The sequence below is a fragment of the Tychonema sp. LEGE 06208 genome (genome assembly GCF_015207505.1).
Classification (GTDB): domain Bacteria; phylum Cyanobacteriota; class Cyanobacteriia; order Cyanobacteriales; family Microcoleaceae; genus Microcoleus.
On the sequence record NZ_JADEWT010000047.1, the window covers coordinates 1 to 17,167 of the forward strand.

At 44.7% G+C, this 17,167-nt stretch carries 15 protein-coding genes and 1 pseudogene; 8 read left to right on the forward strand and 8 right to left on the reverse strand.

Annotated elements, in window-relative coordinates; genetic code table 11:
- Positions 1–217: 217 nt before the first annotated feature.
- The 4 genes from IQ263_RS14120 to IQ263_RS14135 are packed head-to-tail and all read right to left on the reverse strand — an operon-like array spanning position 218 to position 1,821.
- Entirely contained in the window at positions 218–985 is a 768-nt protein-coding gene (locus IQ263_RS14120) for a ChaB family protein (RefSeq protein ID WP_194067981.1), read from the reverse strand.
- On the reverse strand, positions 982–1,167 hold the full coding sequence (locus IQ263_RS14125) for a hypothetical protein (RefSeq protein WP_194067982.1): 186 nt from the start codon (positions 1,165–1,167) through the stop codon (positions 982–984). Before IQ263_RS14125 ends, IQ263_RS14120 begins: the two co-directional genes overlap by 4 nt.
- Positions 1,160–1,531, reverse strand: coding sequence for a DUF5615 family PIN-like protein (locus IQ263_RS14130; protein ID WP_194067983.1), 372 nt, complete (start codon positions 1,529–1,531; stop codon positions 1,160–1,162). The genes IQ263_RS14125 and IQ263_RS14130 overlap by 8 nt, the downstream gene beginning before the upstream one ends.
- Positions 1,528–1,821 carry a DUF433 domain-containing protein gene (locus IQ263_RS14135; protein WP_194067984.1) on the reverse strand — a complete coding sequence of 98 codons (294 nt, stop codon included), beginning with the start codon at positions 1,819–1,821 and terminating at the stop codon, positions 1,528–1,530. The genes IQ263_RS14130 and IQ263_RS14135 overlap by 4 nt, the downstream gene beginning before the upstream one ends.
- An 80-nt stretch (positions 1,822–1,901) precedes the next feature.
- Between IQ263_RS14135 and IQ263_RS14140 the strand changes: the two genes are divergently transcribed.
- A complete protein-coding gene (locus IQ263_RS14140) occupies positions 1,902–2,591 on the forward strand; it encodes a polysaccharide deacetylase family protein (RefSeq protein ID WP_194067985.1) in 690 nt (229 codons plus the stop codon).
- Between the two features lie 4 nt (positions 2,592–2,595).
- Complete coding sequence (locus tag IQ263_RS14145; protein ID WP_194067986.1) at positions 2,596–3,582, forward strand: DUF6263 family protein; 987 nt, start codon at positions 2,596–2,598, stop codon at positions 3,580–3,582.
- Between the two features lie 226 nt (positions 3,583–3,808).
- On the opposite strand, the pseudogene IQ263_RS14150 reads toward IQ263_RS14145, so the two are convergent.
- Positions 3,809–4,210, reverse strand: a pseudogene (locus IQ263_RS14150) (hypothetical protein); the annotation flags it as partial.
- 17 nt (positions 4,211–4,227) lie between these two features.
- Here IQ263_RS14150 and IQ263_RS28550 point away from each other — a divergent pair.
- Positions 4,228–4,371: a hypothetical protein gene (locus tag IQ263_RS28550; RefSeq protein WP_228050046.1), complete on the forward strand. Its 144-nt coding sequence runs from the start codon at positions 4,228–4,230 to the stop codon at positions 4,369–4,371.
- Between the two features lie 490 nt (positions 4,372–4,861).
- Here IQ263_RS28550 and IQ263_RS30110 read toward each other — a convergent pair whose 3' ends face one another.
- Positions 4,862–5,050, reverse strand: coding sequence for an AAA family ATPase (locus tag IQ263_RS30110; protein WP_228050047.1), 189 nt, complete (start codon positions 5,048–5,050; stop codon positions 4,862–4,864).
- 591 nt (positions 5,051–5,641) lie between these two features.
- Between IQ263_RS30110 and IQ263_RS14165 the strand changes: the two genes are divergently transcribed.
- From IQ263_RS14165 to IQ263_RS14175, 3 genes are all read left to right on the forward strand, one after another.
- Positions 5,642–6,502 carry a M20/M25/M40 family metallo-hydrolase gene (locus tag IQ263_RS14165; protein WP_194067989.1) on the forward strand — a complete coding sequence of 287 codons (861 nt, stop codon included), beginning with the start codon at positions 5,642–5,644 and terminating at the stop codon, positions 6,500–6,502.
- 69 nt (positions 6,503–6,571) lie between these two features.
- Positions 6,572–10,270, forward strand: a complete 3,699-nt coding sequence (locus IQ263_RS14170) for a hydantoinase B/oxoprolinase family protein (protein WP_194068011.1) — start codon at positions 6,572–6,574, stop codon at positions 10,268–10,270.
- A gap of 37 nt (positions 10,271–10,307) precedes the next feature.
- Positions 10,308–11,435, forward strand: coding sequence for a three-Cys-motif partner protein TcmP (locus IQ263_RS14175; RefSeq protein ID WP_194067990.1), 1,128 nt, complete (start codon positions 10,308–10,310; stop codon positions 11,433–11,435).
- On the opposite strand, the gene IQ263_RS14180 is transcribed toward IQ263_RS14175, so the two are convergent.
- On the reverse strand, positions 11,416–12,204 hold the full coding sequence (locus IQ263_RS14180) for a DUF5131 family protein (RefSeq protein WP_194067991.1): 789 nt from the start codon (positions 12,202–12,204) through the stop codon (positions 11,416–11,418). The genes IQ263_RS14175 and IQ263_RS14180 overlap by 20 nt on opposite strands.
- Positions 12,205–12,425: 221 nt before the next feature.
- On the opposite strand from IQ263_RS14180, the gene IQ263_RS14185 reads away from it, so the two are divergent.
- Positions 12,426–13,073: an RNA polymerase sigma factor gene (locus IQ263_RS14185; protein ID WP_194010551.1), complete on the forward strand. Its 648-nt coding sequence runs from the start codon at positions 12,426–12,428 to the stop codon at positions 13,071–13,073.
- A 119-nt stretch (positions 13,074–13,192) separates the two neighbouring features.
- Positions 13,193–13,513 carry a 2Fe-2S iron-sulfur cluster-binding protein gene (locus IQ263_RS14190; RefSeq protein WP_194010552.1) on the forward strand — a complete coding sequence of 107 codons (321 nt, stop codon included), beginning with the start codon at positions 13,193–13,195 and terminating at the stop codon, positions 13,511–13,513.
- Positions 13,514–13,662: 149 nt separating this feature from the next.
- Here IQ263_RS14190 and treS read toward each other — a convergent pair whose 3' ends face one another.
- Entirely contained in the window at positions 13,663–17,058 is a 3,396-nt protein-coding gene (gene treS, locus IQ263_RS14195) for a maltose alpha-D-glucosyltransferase (protein ID WP_194067992.1), read from the reverse strand.
- Positions 17,059–17,167: the final 109 nt, after the last annotated feature.

Below are 17,167 nucleotides of genomic sequence, written 5' to 3' on the forward strand. Positions count from 1 at the left end.
CTCCCCTTACCAAGGGGAGGGACTAAGAAATTCACAAATGATTTAGGATTGCTATATCACTTTCAAAAAGTAATGAGACTTTCGGTAATTTCCAAGTCTTTACGAATTAAGTTGTGCACCATTTTTAAATCTAAAATCTAAAATCTTCAAAGCCTCCAGAACAGCAGTTCTAGAGGCTTGATGGTGTTTTTTATTAGTTTACTGCGCGATTGCAAGACTAGACTTTCGCTAAAGGCTTAGTCCAAACGCCGGTTTCATCTTCTTCGTACTGCTGGTGAATGGCTTCCCAGGCGGTGTGTTCTGCTTGTATCGAGTCGTTGCTTTCGTCAAATGCGGTGTTGTAGGATTCGATGAAGGTTTTTTGTGCTGCTTCCGACAGGTGCGATCGCACTTCTGGAGATAAGTCTGCCGGACTGTTGCAGCGACCTTTGACGGCGCGCGGCAGCGTCATCTCGCTAACTGAAACTTCTTCGCCACCTGCACTTTCTAGCAATAGTTGAAATTCGCCCGATTTATCTGCGGCGACTTCTGCCATCACGAGAAATTCGCCTGCTTCAACGCGGGTTTGATAGATAGTTGCTTTGTCTTCGGGCATTCCCAAAGCGACTAAAGCGGAAACTAGACCAGCACCGGCCGAACCTGCGATCGCGCCGCTAGCTGCACCCAACAGTACAGCACCCAGCGGGCCTGCGGATACTACTGCACCGACAAAGGGAATAAACAGCACGCCCACGCCAGTTAGCAAACCCAAAAAAGAACCGAATAAGGAACCAAAAATCGCCCCGCTTCGCAAGCCTCCTAAAATTACATCTTTTTTAGTCAGAAAGCCGGCAATTTTAGTTTTAGACTGAAAGTTTTTGCCCATTACGGAGATGTGGTCGCGGGAGACTCCGCGATCGAGCAACCGCCGAATTACGCCGTCTAATTGTTCTTCTTCCTTAAATACGGCTGAAACTGTGCGTTCTGCTAGATATTCCTCTGTCATTGTTTCTCCTTGATGGTTTGTCGATTAGTTGTGCTGGTATTTAGTATAGGAGGACACTGTAGGGCGATCGCATCGATCTTGAGATAGAGGTGAATGCGATCGGAGATAGTTTGAGGCTCTATCAAAAGAGTTAAGGAATTTTGTAATTGGCGATCGTTCAACTCTGACAAAGACTTATTCATCTCTGATATAAGTCCCCAAATATTCCAAGTTATTTATCATTTCCTCTGCTGATTTAGTAGCCATCATAGTCACAATTCCTCGCATTTGCTCGCCCACTGAGTAACGCTGTTGTTGTGCAATAATGATTCCGGCATGATTTCTATCTTCCGCTAAAAATTGACTGTGCAAACTGCTGAAATCTCTCCTATTAAAGCTGTAAATGACTCGCCCTTGCTCAGTTGCCCAAATTAGCTGTTCTTCATCTACATAGCTGACTCTGTTAGCTTCTGAGGTAGTCAACACGTCTATTCCAGAATTTCGCAGAGCCAATATCAGAGCTTGTTTCTGAATATCTTCATCTAGATACAAACGAATTTGAGTCACGATACATTACCTACCATAGATTCTGCTTCCAAGCGCTCCCACTCAGCATTTTCTGCTGCTATATCCGCGTCGATTTGGTCTTTGTTCGCATAATAGTAGGCTAATGCGCCATAAATTTGTGCTAAATTCAAGTGCGGTTTTTCATCAAGAATTTGTTCTGGAGTCAGCCCAGCATTGAAATCAATAGCAATATTTTCTACGGTAATTCGAGTTTCGGCGATGCGGGGACGGCCGCCGCAAGTTCCCGGCGTGCGGACAATTAGCGTTCCTATATCAACGGCAGTTGTCATATTTACCTCGATTGAGTTAACTTTATTTTATTGTAGCGCAGCTTCATTTCTACCCGATCGCACTTTCGCAACATTAACCAATGCCACTAGCACCTTTGTTTCCTGTCGTTCATCCCATCCTCAAATCTGCTTTTCCCAGATGTCTGTGGACGGGAGATATCAACAGCCGAGAAATTGCCCTAACATTTGACGACGGGCCGCACCGTCAGCACACACCTCAACTGTTAAAAATTTTAGATAAATACGACATCAAAGCTAGTTTTTTCTGGCTAGGTTTTTGCGTGGACAGGCATCCAGAAACGGCTAAAGAAGTGTGCGATCGCGGACACTGGATAGGCCTCCACGGCTACCAGCACGTATCGTTTGCCAAACTCAAAACCCACGAACTAAAACAAAGTTTAGAAGACACGCAGAAAGCAATTGCCAAAGCTTGCGATTTAGATCGAAAATTAATCCGCGACGTGCGGCCGCCGAACGGCATTTTTACGCCGCGAACATTAGAGTTATTGCAACAGTGGGAATATCGTCCCGTAATGTGGAGTGTCGTCCCGGAAGATTGGGTGCGGCCGGGGGTGATGAAAGTTACTAGCCGCGTCGTGCAGCAAACAGAAAACGGTTCAATTATTGTACTCCACGACGGCTATTCTGGCGGCGAAGATGTTGCGGCTGCTGCTGATAAAATAATTCCATTGCTTTTGTATAAAGGTTACAAGTTTGTAACAATCGATCGACTGTGGCAACAGGCAAATATTCAAATAACCGGAAATTAAGTCAATGAAAAAAACACTGTTTATTACATCTCTTTGTTTGGCAAGTGCCGGATGGGCGATCGAGCTTTCTCCTGCGTCCCTCAGTGCTGAGATTCCACTTGTCGTTCAGCAGCCAGCCGGTGACGTATCCGAGCCTAGGAGCGACGCGAAACCCGTTCAAGTCGAACTGCTAAATCCCGGAGTGGAACCCCGACAACAGTTGCGTTTAAAACCAAGTTTAGGTGTTAAACAAACGACTACTATGGCTGTAAAAATGGAGATGGAAGTCTCTACAGCCGACAGAAGTACGAAGGTGAATAAAGTTCCGACAATGGTCTTAACTATAGACACAAAAGCCACGAAACTTGATACTAATGGAGATATTCACTACGATTTTTTATACGCTAGCGCCGATATTGCTGCTGATACTCCAAATTTGCCAACTGCGGCCCTAGATAGTATGCGATCGGCAGTTAAAAAGTTAGTTGGATTGAAAGGTTCTTTCATCATGGATAGTCGGGGCGCGAGTAAAGGAGGTAGCTTTACTTTGCCGGAAGAAGCGGACAACAACACCAAACAAATGGTTCAAAATATGTCTAAATCTTTACAACAGCTTGCCTCGCCTCTGCCGGCAGAAGCAGTTGGGAAAGGCGCTAAATGGCGCATCTCTTTTCCATCTAATGTCAGTGGCATGAATGTGAATCAAACTGCTACCTATGAATTGATTGGCTTGCAAGATGGAGTTGCTACTCTCAAAACTAGCGTAGAACAACAAGCAAATCCCCAAAATTTGACTTTATCCCAATTACCTGCTGGCTCTACTATGGCCATAAAATATTTTGCGTCTCAGGGTCAGGGAGAAGTTATAATGCGACTGAATCAATTAATGCCTGTTCGTTCTGTCGTCTCTATCAATTCTAATTCTGAAATAAGCATTAAAGTGGCAGGGAAGCCCGAAGAAGTAACAATTAAAACAAAATTGTTGATGGAGATGACTTTGGATTCTAAATAAGCGCTCCATCGGGTTGGAATACCTGATATAGCAACCGCCAAGGTTGTTAAAGCATTTATGGTTATGGAACCTTTCGACTACGCTCAGGGAGCAATGACCAAAGGGCCTTGGCGACTGCTATACTCAGGGCTATTTCATTCTAAATATATCTTTGAGTATGCTACAACTAAAGCCAGCGAGACGTTGAGCTTGAGCCATGTTTTGAAAGCCATGCTCGGGATACAAATTAAGGGCAAAGTTTCGTGGGATTGCCCAATACTGAACGAGTCCAACGGTGCGAATGCGACAAGCATCTTCTAGGCCGGGTGACATCACGGACATAATGGACTTTGTTTTCGACTCCCCAATAGCCTCGAATTCTTTGAGCAAGGCAAGCTGCTGTTTCAGTTAATGAAGTGACGTAGTAGCGAGTTTCGGTAGATAATTCAATGATGTTCGCTCGATAGACATGGCGTTCGGATGCAATTCTAATTAAGGTTTTTAGTCCCGGAAAAGCAGGAATTCCCGTCAAGTCTTGACTGATGCTGACGGTACGTTTTTCAATCCAACCATGCCCTTTATTAATCTGGAATGACGTTTCTTGTGCTTGAAATGTGGCTTGTACTGCGGTCAATAATCCAGATTGATTACCTGGGAGTGCACGTAATGATTGCTACTATCAATTATGGTGTGAGCAGTTGTTTTTGGGTGCTGATGGCATCAAAAGCGAACACAACACCTTTGAGTGCCATCTGCTCAATAAAAGCAGGGATTGCCGGGATTTCATGGGTTTTTGAATCTACGTCATAGGGCTCGAGAATCAACCCACGTTCTACAATGTAGGCACAAACCCAGCATCATTGCTGCATGGGAATCGACTGTTGGGTCGTCACCTTGACATTCATAGGAGCCGCGCAATACTTTCCCATCCAATGCAATCGTTTCTCCTGGCAAAGGTTGAATCCCGAAAAACCTCGATAAACAACCAGAATAAGTCTGATATTCTAACCGCAATAATGTCCGCCGAATCGTGCCCTCCGGAGGGTAAGGGCCCCGAAGGCGGTTGAAATAAAGTTACTAATTGCTCGTGATGGGCTTTTAAGCAATCCCCAATCGCCAGAAATCCACGATTTCCGGCAGCAACACCTAAGGTAAACAAGGCGGTGTCACAGTGCTTGATGATGGCGTTTTCCTGCTCTTCGACGGGTATTGGGTAGGTCTGCAAAGGCTTCGACAATGGCAATTTGAGACATCACATATCCTGTGAATGACTACGATAGTTTATTATCATATCAGCTACTCAATCTGAATGAAATAGCCCTGGGGTTGTAATAATGACTTGTTTGTCATGTTTTTTTGCTAATTGGACTAATTCTTGCATTAATCGGCGGCACAATCGGGGGTTGAGGGAAGCATCTATGTTATCTATTGCAAAAAATTTAGGTGTGATATCGCTGACGAATAAGGTAAAGTAAAAAAGTAAAAACAAAAATCCTTCATTCGAGCTTCTTTGGTCAAAGTAACTTAAATCTGTATCTAAGTACCTATGTGTGATTTGGATAGAATTTTGCAGTGCTGCTAAATTGTGAGGAATTTCAAAATCTTTAAACTAATCTATCAATTGCAGCTGTGTTTTGATTAGATTAAGCTTGTCTTTATTTTGGTCTGCACTCAAGACATTTATAAGTTTAAATAAACCTTCGCCATTAATGCCTAATGGTTGAATTTGTCCTACTTTTTCACAAACTCGTAACCTTTGGTTTTCTGGTGAGTAAATTATAAATTCATTTAATTCAAATATGGGAATCAAGGATTCGGCATCCTTTTGAAGGTTAAACCATTTTTGTTTAAAAAACTCTGTTTTTTTTCAAAAGAGATGTAAATTTATCTAGGCCCCATGTTTCCAAATAAAGAAAATAGCAGCATTTTTTATAGAGGTTTCAGTATAATCAAAAAAAAAATTACTAACCCACTGAGAATAAGGATAATTATCCTATGGAGTTATAATTTTCGATTCTGACTTCTCCAATCATAATTCAATCCCATATAATCTGAGTGTACTCATTGTATCTGCGATCGCATGGATCTCAAAGAACGCCTGCAGGGCCACCTAATTCAAATTGTACGCGATCGCAATCCTTACTTAGCCTCCGCAGGACATTTCTATGTCCAGCAATACATCCGCGAACAGTTGGGACAGTGGGGTACTGTAGAAATCGACGATTTTGCAGTGCGCGGGCGAATTCATCACAATTTTATCTTGGATTTACCCCCCCTCAATCTCCCCCTTGCTAAGGGGGGGAAGCAAGAAAATTTGCCGATCGTAATTGGTGCTCATTACGATTCTGTACCCGGTACGCCTGGGGCTGATGATAATGCTACTGGGCTGGCTGTTTTGCTGGAACTCGCAAGGAATCTCGCACTTCAACCGCTAAAATATCCAGTACAATTAGTGGCCTTCGATATGGAAGAATACGGTTGTTGGGGAAGCAGCCATCATGCTGCTAACTTAAAAAAACAAAAACAGCAGATTCGGTTGATGATTTCTTTGGAAATGTTGGGTTATTGCAACAACAAACCCAACTCCCAAAGCTATCCGGCGGGACTAAAATATTTTTATCCTAATATTGGCAATTTTATTGCTTTAATTGGGAACTTGCGGACTGTTCGCGATATGATTACTTTGAGCGGGAATATTCGCAAATCTGGTCAGCCTTGCGAGTGGTTGCCGGTGCCGAATCGAGGTTTGATTGTGCCGGATACTCGCCGCAGCGATCATGCTCCTTTTTGGGATAATGGTTATCCGGCTATTATGGTGACGGATACGGCTAATATGCGGAATCCGCATTATCATCAAGCGAGTGATAAGATTGAGACTTTGGATTTGGATTTTCTTGCTGGTGTTTGTCGGGGTTTGGTTGAGGCTATTGGGTATCTATAATTTTATTTTAACGAACCGCGAAGACGCGAAGGGCGCGAAGGAAGAAAGAAGAAGATGGGAGAAGAAGATATGAATGTTTTTTACGATCGCACTTCCTGGCAATTCTGGATCGATCGCGGTGGCACTTTTACCGATATAGTAGCCCAAAAGCCCGATGGTAAGCTCGTAATTCACAAGCTGCTGTCGGAAAATCCCGATCGCTACACGGATGCAGCAGTGCAAGGAATTCGCGATATTTTGGGGATTGGGGCGGGGGAATCGATCCCGGCGGGGGAGATTGCAGCGATTAAAATGGGTACGACGGTGGCGACAAATGCTTTGCTGGAACGTAAGGGCGATCGCACTATTCTACTAATTACTAAAGGTTTCGGCGATGCGCTGAGAATTGGCTATCAAAACCGCCCGAATATTTTTGCCCGCCACATTATTTTACCAGAAATGCTGTACGATCGCGCGATCGAAGTTGCGGAACGTTACAGCGCTACAGGTGAGGAGTTGACTGCTGTCAATCCCGATTTTATCCCGTCTTTGCAGCAAGCCTACGATGAGGGAATTCGCAGTTGTGCGATCGTCTTTATGCACGGCTACCGCTACTCGGAACACGAAAAACAAGTTGCTAAGATAGCCAGAGAAATTGGCTTTACTCAAATTTCAGTATCTCACGAAGTCAGCCCTTTAATGAAATTAGTTGCGCGGGGAGATACTGCGGTTGTCGATGCTTATTTGTCTCCGATTTTGCGGCGTTATGTCGAACAAGTAACCAGTGAGTTAATTGAGGTAGATCCTCGGAATGAAGGATTATTAATTCCCAAGGCCCAATGCCCAATTCCCAATTCCCAATTCCCCAAATTAATGTTTATGCAGTCAAACGGCGGCTTAGTAGATGCCGCCAAATTCCAAGGAAAAAATAGTATTTTATCCGGGCCTGCTGGGGGAATTGTCGGTGCAGTTCAAACCAGCAAAAAAGCAGGTTTCGATAAAATTATTACCTTTGATATGGGCGGAACTTCGACGGATGTCGCCCATTTTAACGGGGAATACGAACGCGAATTCGAGACAGAAATTGCTGGGGTGAGATTGCGATCGCCCGTGATGGCAATTCACACTGTAGCAGCCGGTGGCGGTTCCGTTGTGTTTTTTGACGGGGCGCGCTACCGCGTCGGGCCGGAGTCTGCTGGCGCTAATCCAGGCCCCGCTTGCTATCGGAAGGGCGGCCCTTTGACGGTGACTGATTGTAATGTGATGTTGGGGAAAATTCAACCGGATTTTTTCCCGAAAGTGTTTGGATTGGATGGAGATTTGCCGATCGCCACTGAGGTAGTCAGGCAAAAATTTGTGCAGTTAGCGGGGGAAATTGGGGGCGAGAGGACGGCGGAACAGGTGGCTGAGGGTTTTTTGGCGATCGCCGTGGAAAAGATGGCTAATGCGGTGAAAAAAATCTCGCTTCAGCGCGGTTATGATGTTTCGGAGTATACATTGTGCTGTTTCGGCGGCGCGGGCGGTCAACACGCTTGTGCGATCGCCGATAGTTTGGGCATGAAACGGGTATTTATTCACCCTTATGCGGGGGTGTTATCCGCCTACGGTATGGGTTTGGCTGATGTGCGGGCTATTCGCGAAAGGGCGATCGAGGAATTATTAACTAATGAATTAATTGGTGATTTACAGGATGTTTTAGCGCAATTGGAGGCGGAGGGAAAGAGGGAATTGAACCGCAGAGACGCAGAGAACACAGAGAAGGAGTCTGAGGTTTTGGTTGTGAGGAAGCTGCATCTTAAATATCAGGGAAGTGATTCGGTTTTGATGGTCAATTCTGCGGGAAATATTGAGGATATGCAGGCTGAGTTTGAAACATTGCACCGACAGCGATACAGTTTTATTATGCCGGAAAAATCGCTGATTGTGGAAGCGGTTTCGGTGGAAGTTGTAGAAACCATGAATCTGCCGGATGAATCGATAGTTGCTAATTCTCGTGACGCGGAATCGATCGCCCAACAGCCAATCTCTACCGTGCAAATGTATGTCGCTGGCGAGTGGCGGGAAACGCCTGTTTATCGGAGGGACGATTTGCGATCGGGCGACTGCATTAGCGGCCCGGCTACGATCGTAGAAGCAACTGGAACTAATATTATAGAGCCTGGATGGGAAGCGACCATCACCGAAAATAATGATTTAATTTTGAACCGCAGATCCACACAAATGAATGCAGTTAACACCCATTCATCTGTGGTTAAATCAGATCCTGTTTTGCTGGAAATTTTTAATAATTTATTTCGGGCGATCGCCGAACAAATGGGCGTTACATTACAAAATACAAGTTCATCCGTCAACATCAAAGAACGCCTCGACTTTTCCTGTGCAATATTCGACAAAAACGGGCAATTAGTTGCCAACGCGCCGCACATTCCCGTGCATTTAGGTTCGATGAGCGAAAGCGTAGAAGCTTTGATTTTAGCACAAAGTCATACAATTAAACCTGGGGATGTTTATGTTTCTAACAATCCCTACAACGGCGGCACGCACTTGCCAGATATCACCGCAATTACTCCCGTATTTGATGATTCTTCCTCCCTTCCTTTGTTTTATGTAGCCTCGCGGGGACACCACGCCGACATCGGCGGCATCACTCCCGGTTCCATGCCTCCGAATAGTAAAATTGTAACTGAAGAAGGCGTATTACTGGACAATTTTCAGCTAGTAAGCGAGGGAAATTTTCGCGAACCAGAATTACTGGAAATTCTCACAGCCGGAGATTTTCCTGTTCGCAATGTCGCACAAAATATCGCGGATTTGCAAGCACAAGTTGCTGCCAACAATCGCGGTGTAGCAGAACTGATGGAGATGGTAGAATGTTACGGATTAGAAACGGTACAAGCTTATATGGGCTTCGTGCAAGATAATGCTGAAGAATCGGTGCGGCGGGTAATTGAGGTTTTGCAAGATGGCGAGTTTACTTATCCGATGGATAGTGGCGGACAGATTAAGGTAGCTATTACAATTAACAAGTCGGCGCGCCGTGCAAAAATAGATTTTACTGGCACATCTCCTCAGCAATTTAACAATTTCAATGCTCCGGCTGCGGTGTGTAAAGCGGCTGTGTTGTATGTTTTTCGCACCTTGGTAGATGACGATATTCCTCTGAATGCGGGCTGTTTGAAACCTCTGGAAATCATCAATCCTGCGGGCTGTATGCTGAATCCGCGCTATCCGGCGGCGGTGGTGGCGGGAAATGTGGAAACGTCCCAGAATATTACGGATGCTTTGTATTGTGCGCTGGGGGCGATCGCATCTTCCCAGGGCACCATGAATAATTTTACATTTGGAAATAACCGCTATCAATATTATGAAACAATTTGTGGCGGTTCGGGTGCTGGTGCAAATTTTGACGGTACTGATGCGGTGCAAACTCACATGACTAATTCGCGTTTAACCGATCCAGAAGTATTAGAATGGCGGTTTCCGGTGTTGTTAGAAAGTTTTGCAATCCGGGCTAATAGCGGCGGGAATGGATGTCATCGCGGGGGTAATGGAGTGGTGCGGCGAGTGCGGTTTTTGGAGGCGATGACGGCGGGAATTTTATCGGGGCGGCGGGTGATTTCTCCCTGCGGTTTGCATGGGGGTGAATCGGGGAAAGTTGGGCGGAATTATGTTGAGAGATTTGATGGAAATGTTGAGGAGTTGGGAAGTACGGCGAGTGTGGAAATGCACCCTGGTGATGTGTTTGTAATTGAGACTCCGGGCGGCGGCGGTTATGGTACTATTGTGTAAAACCAGTAAAATCAACTAAAGTTTATAGGTGACTGTGATGGCTGACAGTTCTTTCTTTGATGAATCCAGAGATAATTCTTTAGTAAAATCAGAAATAGTTGCTAAATACTTTTGGGCCTGGGCAAAGGTAATTATACCAACAGCTAAGAAATGGAATAATAACATTGCCTATATTGATTTGTTCTCTGGGCCTGGTCGCTATCAAGACGGTTCTAAGTCTACTCCACTACTTATCTTGGAACGCGCTATTGCCGATCCAGATATGTCACAAATGCTAGTAACGCTGTTTAATGATAAAGACTCAAATAATACTCAGTCTCTACAACAGGCTATAGAATCCATCCCAGATATAAGTAGATTAAGCTCTAAGCCAAGAGTTTTCAATAAAGAGGTTGGAGAAGAAATTATTCAAGCAATCAAACAAATTAATAAGAATGTTCCTACACTGTTTTTTATCGATCCTTGGGGTTATAAAGGTTTATCTCTTCGGCTAATTGGAGCAGTTATTAAAGATTGGGGTTGCGATTGCATATTTTTCTTTAACTACAACCGGATTAATATGGGTTTGCAAAACACGGCCGTCAAGAACCACATGGATTCTCTTTTCGGTAAAGAACGGGCTGAAAATCTTAGGGAACAGCTTGCATCAAAGCAACCTGATGAGCGAGAATTAATAATTGTGGAGGCAATTTGTCAGGCTTTAAAAGAAATAGGTGGCGAGTTTGTCCTCCCATTTTGTTTTAAAAATGAGAGTGGCAATCGGACTACTCATCATCTGATTTTTGTCTCCAAGAATGTACGGGGTTATTCAATTATGAAAGAAATTATGGCAGGAGAAAGCTCTACTGCTAAACAAGGAGTTCCTTCTTTTGAATACAATCCTGCTCCACCTAAATATCCTCTATTATACGAGCTTTATCGTCCTCTGGATGAGCTTGAAAGTTTGTTGCTGGATGAATTTGCGGGTAAAACACTAACAATGGAAGAAATTTATAATCAGCATCATGTTGGCAAGCGTTACATTAGTAAAAATTACAAGGCAGCTCTGCGGAAACTAGAACAACAAGGTAAAATTATAGCAGATCCACCTGCCAGTAAACGAAGGAAGCACCAAGGAGAAATTACATTTGGAGATAAGGTGAAAGTTACATTCTCACAAAAGTAGGTTTTACTACCTTATTGGAGTTTCGACTCACGCTGAAAGTGTAGCCATTGAATTGCTTTTGATGTTTATTCCATGCTTCCGGCATCTCATCCCAGATTTTATCATCGAGAAGTCTCCCAGCAGCTTTAGGTGTTCTACCTCCCCATTGCTTGAAGAAAAACGCGACTTCAGCCTCTTGACATTGATCCCGAATACTTTGTGCCCATTCTTCCTGCATCGGACGGTGTTTTTGCCCCGACTCTCCACCAACTATTACCCAATGAATTCCGGTTAGATCAAGCTGTAACGGCCCTAAAAGTGGTTCGCAGGATAGAAAGCGTACCTTTGCATCGACTTGTCGCAAAGAATCCACACGATGAACATAATTTTGATTTTCAACAGACACGCCCATCCAAATATTATCAGACCATTCAAGTTGAGGCGCTAACTCTACTAAACGTTTATCTCGCTTGGTAAGGATTTGATAAATATGATGAGGAGTTTCACGCATTACCTCAAAGACTTGTTTCAGAAATTCAATAGAAACATCTTCATGGAACAAATCGCTCATTGAGTTAACAAAAATGCGACTCGGCTTTCGCCAACTCTTAGGTTCGTTCAACCGCTTTGGGTATTCCGTTAAAGTAAACCCATTAGGAAAATTAGTATGGAATCGCTTTGTTAATGCTTCCGCATAACAATGAGTGCAGCCGGGACTGACTTTATCGCAGCCAGTTGTGGGATTCCATGTGCGATCGCACCATTCGATACCAGTATTAATGCTAGACATACAAGAATCTTACCCTTGAAACAATAAATTATCTTTTGATGTGCGCTGGATACATATAGTTTATATGTATCAATTTAGATTGATGCAGCATCGCCTACAACTCTATTATATAATTAATTGACGTAAATATCAACAAGTTTTAAGCAGTTGCATGAACTGTAGATCCTAGTGTAGAATCATGCTGCACCAGCATTTATTCCCACAACCTTTCCAGAACAATTGTGCAAACACCTGTTTTTTCCGAACTCAACCATCCTGTGGTTAAATCCCTGTTCCACCACAGCGATCGCGAATTATTGACTTTGTTTCAAAACCATCCCGATCAAGGTCGCTTCTTCACGGCAATTTTTTGCCGCTACGCTCAAATTGTCCACTCCCTGATCCGCCATTCCGTGCGATCGCCCGTACAAGGCGATTACCTGTTCGCCCACACTTGGCTACACATCTATCACGAGCTCCGAGGCCTCGATTTGCGCCACGAAATCCCAGAGTCTGAGGGCGAAAATCTCAGCCTCCAAAACTGGCTGATTAATGTCACCGCTATCTGCATCAATCAAGCCGAATTGCCACCTGTAGAGTCGATTCACTACTCCTTGCAATCCGCTCCGCCTCCCCTCTGGTGTTACGTCAAACAAGCCTTAGAATTGTTAGCGCCACTACCGCGTTTAGTCGTGTTGATGGCTCAGACTTTCCGCTGGAGCGAAACTCGAATCGCAGCTTATTTGCAAGCAGAAGGTGAAGCAATTTCGCCCGCTCAAGTCAAGGCTTTGCTCCAAAAAGGATATCAAACTTTAGAATCAAATCTGCCGGAGGATATTCGCGCTATTTATCTAGATGAACATCTAGAATATCAACAAGCACTTGTCTAGCAGCCGATAATTCCGCTAATATCAATTATTCTTCAGTCTCGCCTTGCGCGGACTTCCTTTGACAAGAAGCAGTTTCAACCGCCTCCTTCTTAAACTCGGAAATAATATAAGAGGTGGAAATGGCAATTTATCAAGTTCGGCTGGTGAATGAAGCTCTCGCCCTCGATCGCACGATCGCCGTACCGGACGACCAGTATATCTTAGATATGGCAGAAGATGCCGGCATCCGCTTGCCCAATGGATGCAAGCAAGGAGAGTGTTCTGCTTGCGTTGCTAAACTGCTCAGCGGTGAAATCGACCAAAGCGAACAAAAGTTTTTGAAGCCGTCAGAATCGCAAGCTGGCTACGCTGTTACCTGTGTAGCTTACCCACTTTCTGATTGTACTTTGTTAACGCATCAAGAACAAGTTTTGTATCAAGCAGCTCTTTATTTTAAGTAATGCAAAGTTGTTTATGCTTGAGTCTCGCGTTGCGCGGACTTTGTTTGTATAGTCGCGAATTATATTCGCCGATAAAATCGTTATCAAAGCAGATTTAGTTAATAAAAGGTGCGCGCAGCGCGCACCTTTTATTAATACTTAAAAATCAGCTAGGACTGACGCTCGACATGAAGCAATTGCAGAATTCGTTGGAGCGGAATTTCTGCCAAATCCAAGCGGTACTGGAGTTCATCTGACAACTCAGAAACCGCTTTTTCTAAAATGTAAGCATTCAGCAAAACTTCCAATTCCGGTACAGATTTTGGCAAGAAACTTGCATCCGCTGCTGTTGACAAATAGCTCTTGAGAAAAGTCAGGCTAACCCAGCGGTGCCAAACATTCGCCCACTGCTGCATTTCAGGTAAGTTTTCAGGGCGGATCATCCCACTTTCTACTTCGTTCCGCAGCGCCATAGTAACGGCGTAATTGAAAGATTGCAGCATTCCGGCAACATCTCGCAAAGGCGACCTCTTCATCCGCCGCTCGCTTAACGGTCGATTCCGTTCTCCTTCAAAATCAATTATTACGAAGTCTTTCCCTGTATACAGAACTTGTCCGAAATGAAAATCTCCGTGACAGCGAATTCTGTCGGCGGTGATTCTCAAGTTCAAAATAGACTTGAAACGTTCCATCAGCAAGTCTTCGCGGTTGAGAAGAATTTGTCCCAACTTTTGCGTTTCTGGCGGCAGTTTAGATAGCCGCTTTTTCAGCAACAGCAAAGTTCTTCCTGCCAGATTTCTCATGTATTGATAGATGGAACGCTGGTAAAATGAGGTGAAATTTTCTGGAGCAAAAGCGGGATTTTCTGTGTCCGAAGCTAAAGCGAGGTGGAGTTCGGCTGTCCGCTGACCTAAAAGTTCTGCTGATGCTAGGTAAGAGCTGATTAGTTCGCGAGCTAATGCGGGTACTTCTAGGGATAAATCGGCTAGTAGCGAGCTTGACTGTCGCATTTGTGCGGTCAAAGCGCTCGGTAAATAATCTTCGGGGGAAGTAGATAAAATATCGCTGGCATACTTTGCTTCTACTGTCATTACTTGCTCGAAATAGTCCCGCAGCGCATCTAATGTATAAGACAAAGCATCCCTGCTGTCGGGGATTAGTTTTTGCAGTATTCCGACTGTAACTGCTTTTTGACCGGCTGTGCGATATTCCAATTCTCCGGCAATGGGAGCGTAGTTTTCGAGCAAGTGGCGATTGGTTAAAAAGTGGCCGATTTCTAATTCTGGGTTGATTCCTTCCTCGAATTTTCGCAAGATTTTGAGGACTAACCGATCGCCGTAACCTGCCGATGTATTGCTTTGTTCTTTTTTGAACAGGTACGGTTCTAGTTGCGATAAATCTTGTTCTGAGTTCAAGAAATTGTCGGCAATTCCTACGAGTTCGCCCGCTGTACCTTGGTAACTGGCATTGGTGGCGATCGCCCCCAGCAGCTCGCTCAGAAAACCTTTGTCCCCCGCAGCATCAAATAGCACTCCGACTTCCTTGGTTTCTGGGAATTGCAGCCGCGCGATCGTCGGTCGATCGTCCGGCTCGTTTTTGAGTTCTTCCCAACCTAAAGGCAAAACGTAAGTTTCCGCCATACCTTCGGTATAATTCAAATGCAAAAACAGAATGTAAACCGTAGATTGCTCCCCAGCATTATTTTTATATCCAACAGGCACAATTTCATTGATTTCTAATGATTGAATTATCCTGTCTGCACCGCTAAACCAGCGATTGGATTGCAAGTAATTCGGCAAAAGAGAGATCAACATATTGCTGAGCTGACTTTTAGGAGAAAAAGCAGTTTCCCAAGTACCGACGATCGCCAAACTCGGCAAATCTGTATTCAAACCGTTCACCGAAAAATCCTCTTGCTTGACAGTAAGAGTAAACCAGTAAAACGTGTGAGGGCTCAAGCTCAAAAAATAAGGCGATTCGCCAACTGGCGGAAACTCAGTCCGGCCGAAAATCTCTACTGGAACAGCACCTTTAAACGGCGAAAGGTCTAATTCTGCCGTCTGGACGAAGCGCGATAAATTAGTCACTACGAGGATGTGTTCGTCTTGATAGGTGCGAACAAAAGCTAAAACTTTGCGGTTTTCTGGGTACAGAAACTCGCAGGTTCCGCGGCCGAATGCTTGGAAGCGCTGGCGCACAGCAATCAAGCGTTTCATCCACCACCACAGAGAACTCGGATTCCCCCGCTGCGCTTCCACATTAACAGATTCGTAGTGATATTCAGGGTCAACAATTGGCGGCGCGTACAGTCGCTGCGGGTTAGCGCGGCTGAAACCGGCATTGCGATCGCCACTCCACTGCATCGGAGTTCTCACCCCGTTGCGATCGCCCAAATAGATATTGTCGCCCATGCCAATTTCATCGCCGTAATAAAGCACCGGCGTACCAGGAAGAGACAGCAACAAAGCATTCATCAACTCAATGCGGCGGCGGTTATTTCCCATCAGCGGAGCCAAGCGGCGGCGGATACCCAAATTAATTCTCGCCTGAGTGTCTTGAGCGTAAACCCGATACATATAATCTCGGTCTTCATCGCTCACCATTTCCAGCGTCAATTCATCGTGATTCCGCAAAAACAATGCCCACTGACAGTTATTAGGAATCTGCGGAGTTTGCTGGAGAATGTCGCTAATCGGAAAGCTATCTTCCATGTGCAAAGCCATAAATAGACGCGGCATCAACGGAAAATGAAAGTTCATGTGACATTCATCCCCAGCCGAATAATATTCAACCGCATCTTCCGGCCACTGATTCGCCTCCGCTAGTAGCATCCGGTTGGGGAATTTCTCATCTACGTGCTGGCGCAACTGTTTGAGGAAAGCGTGAGTTTCTGGCAAGTTTTCGCAGTTAGTACCCTCGCGCTCGTACAGGTAAGGTACAGCATCCATTCGCAATCCGTCTACGCCCAATGCCAACCAGAAATCTACCACATCTAAGATGGCTTGGCGAACCGCCGGATTGTCGTAATTCAAATCGGGTTGGTGGGAATAAAAACGGTGCCAGTAATAAGCTTTTGCTACCCCATCCCAAGCCCAATTAGATGTTTCAAAATCTTGAAAAATAATCCGAGCATCTTGATATTTTTCCAGCGTGTCGCTCCACACATAAAAATCTCTTTCGTTACTGCCTTTCGGAGCGCGCCTCGCTCGCTGAAACCACTCGTGCTGGTCGGAAGTGTGGTTGACAATCAACTCAATAATGACTCTAATTCCCCGCTGGTGCGCTGCTTCTAAAAGGTTTTTAAAGTCATCTAAGGTGCCGTAAATCGGGTTGACGGTGGTATAGTGAGATGTATCGTAGCCGTCGTCTCGGAGCGGTGAGGGAAAAAATGGCAGCACCCAAATGGCTGTTACTCCCAAATTTTGCAGGTAATCGAGTTTTTTTGTCAGTCCTTGAAAGTCGCCGATGCCGTCTGCATTGCTGTCGGCAAAAGCGCGAATTGGTACTTCGTAAATGATAGCATCTTTGAACCACAAGGGATCGTCATTTAACATTGAGATTGCCATAATTTGTCGGGGTAATTGGTAATGGTTATTTGGTAATTGAGATTTAGTAATTAAGATTTGTTGTTTCAAATCCAAACTGATAGATCATAACTCATATCTTTGCCCAGTT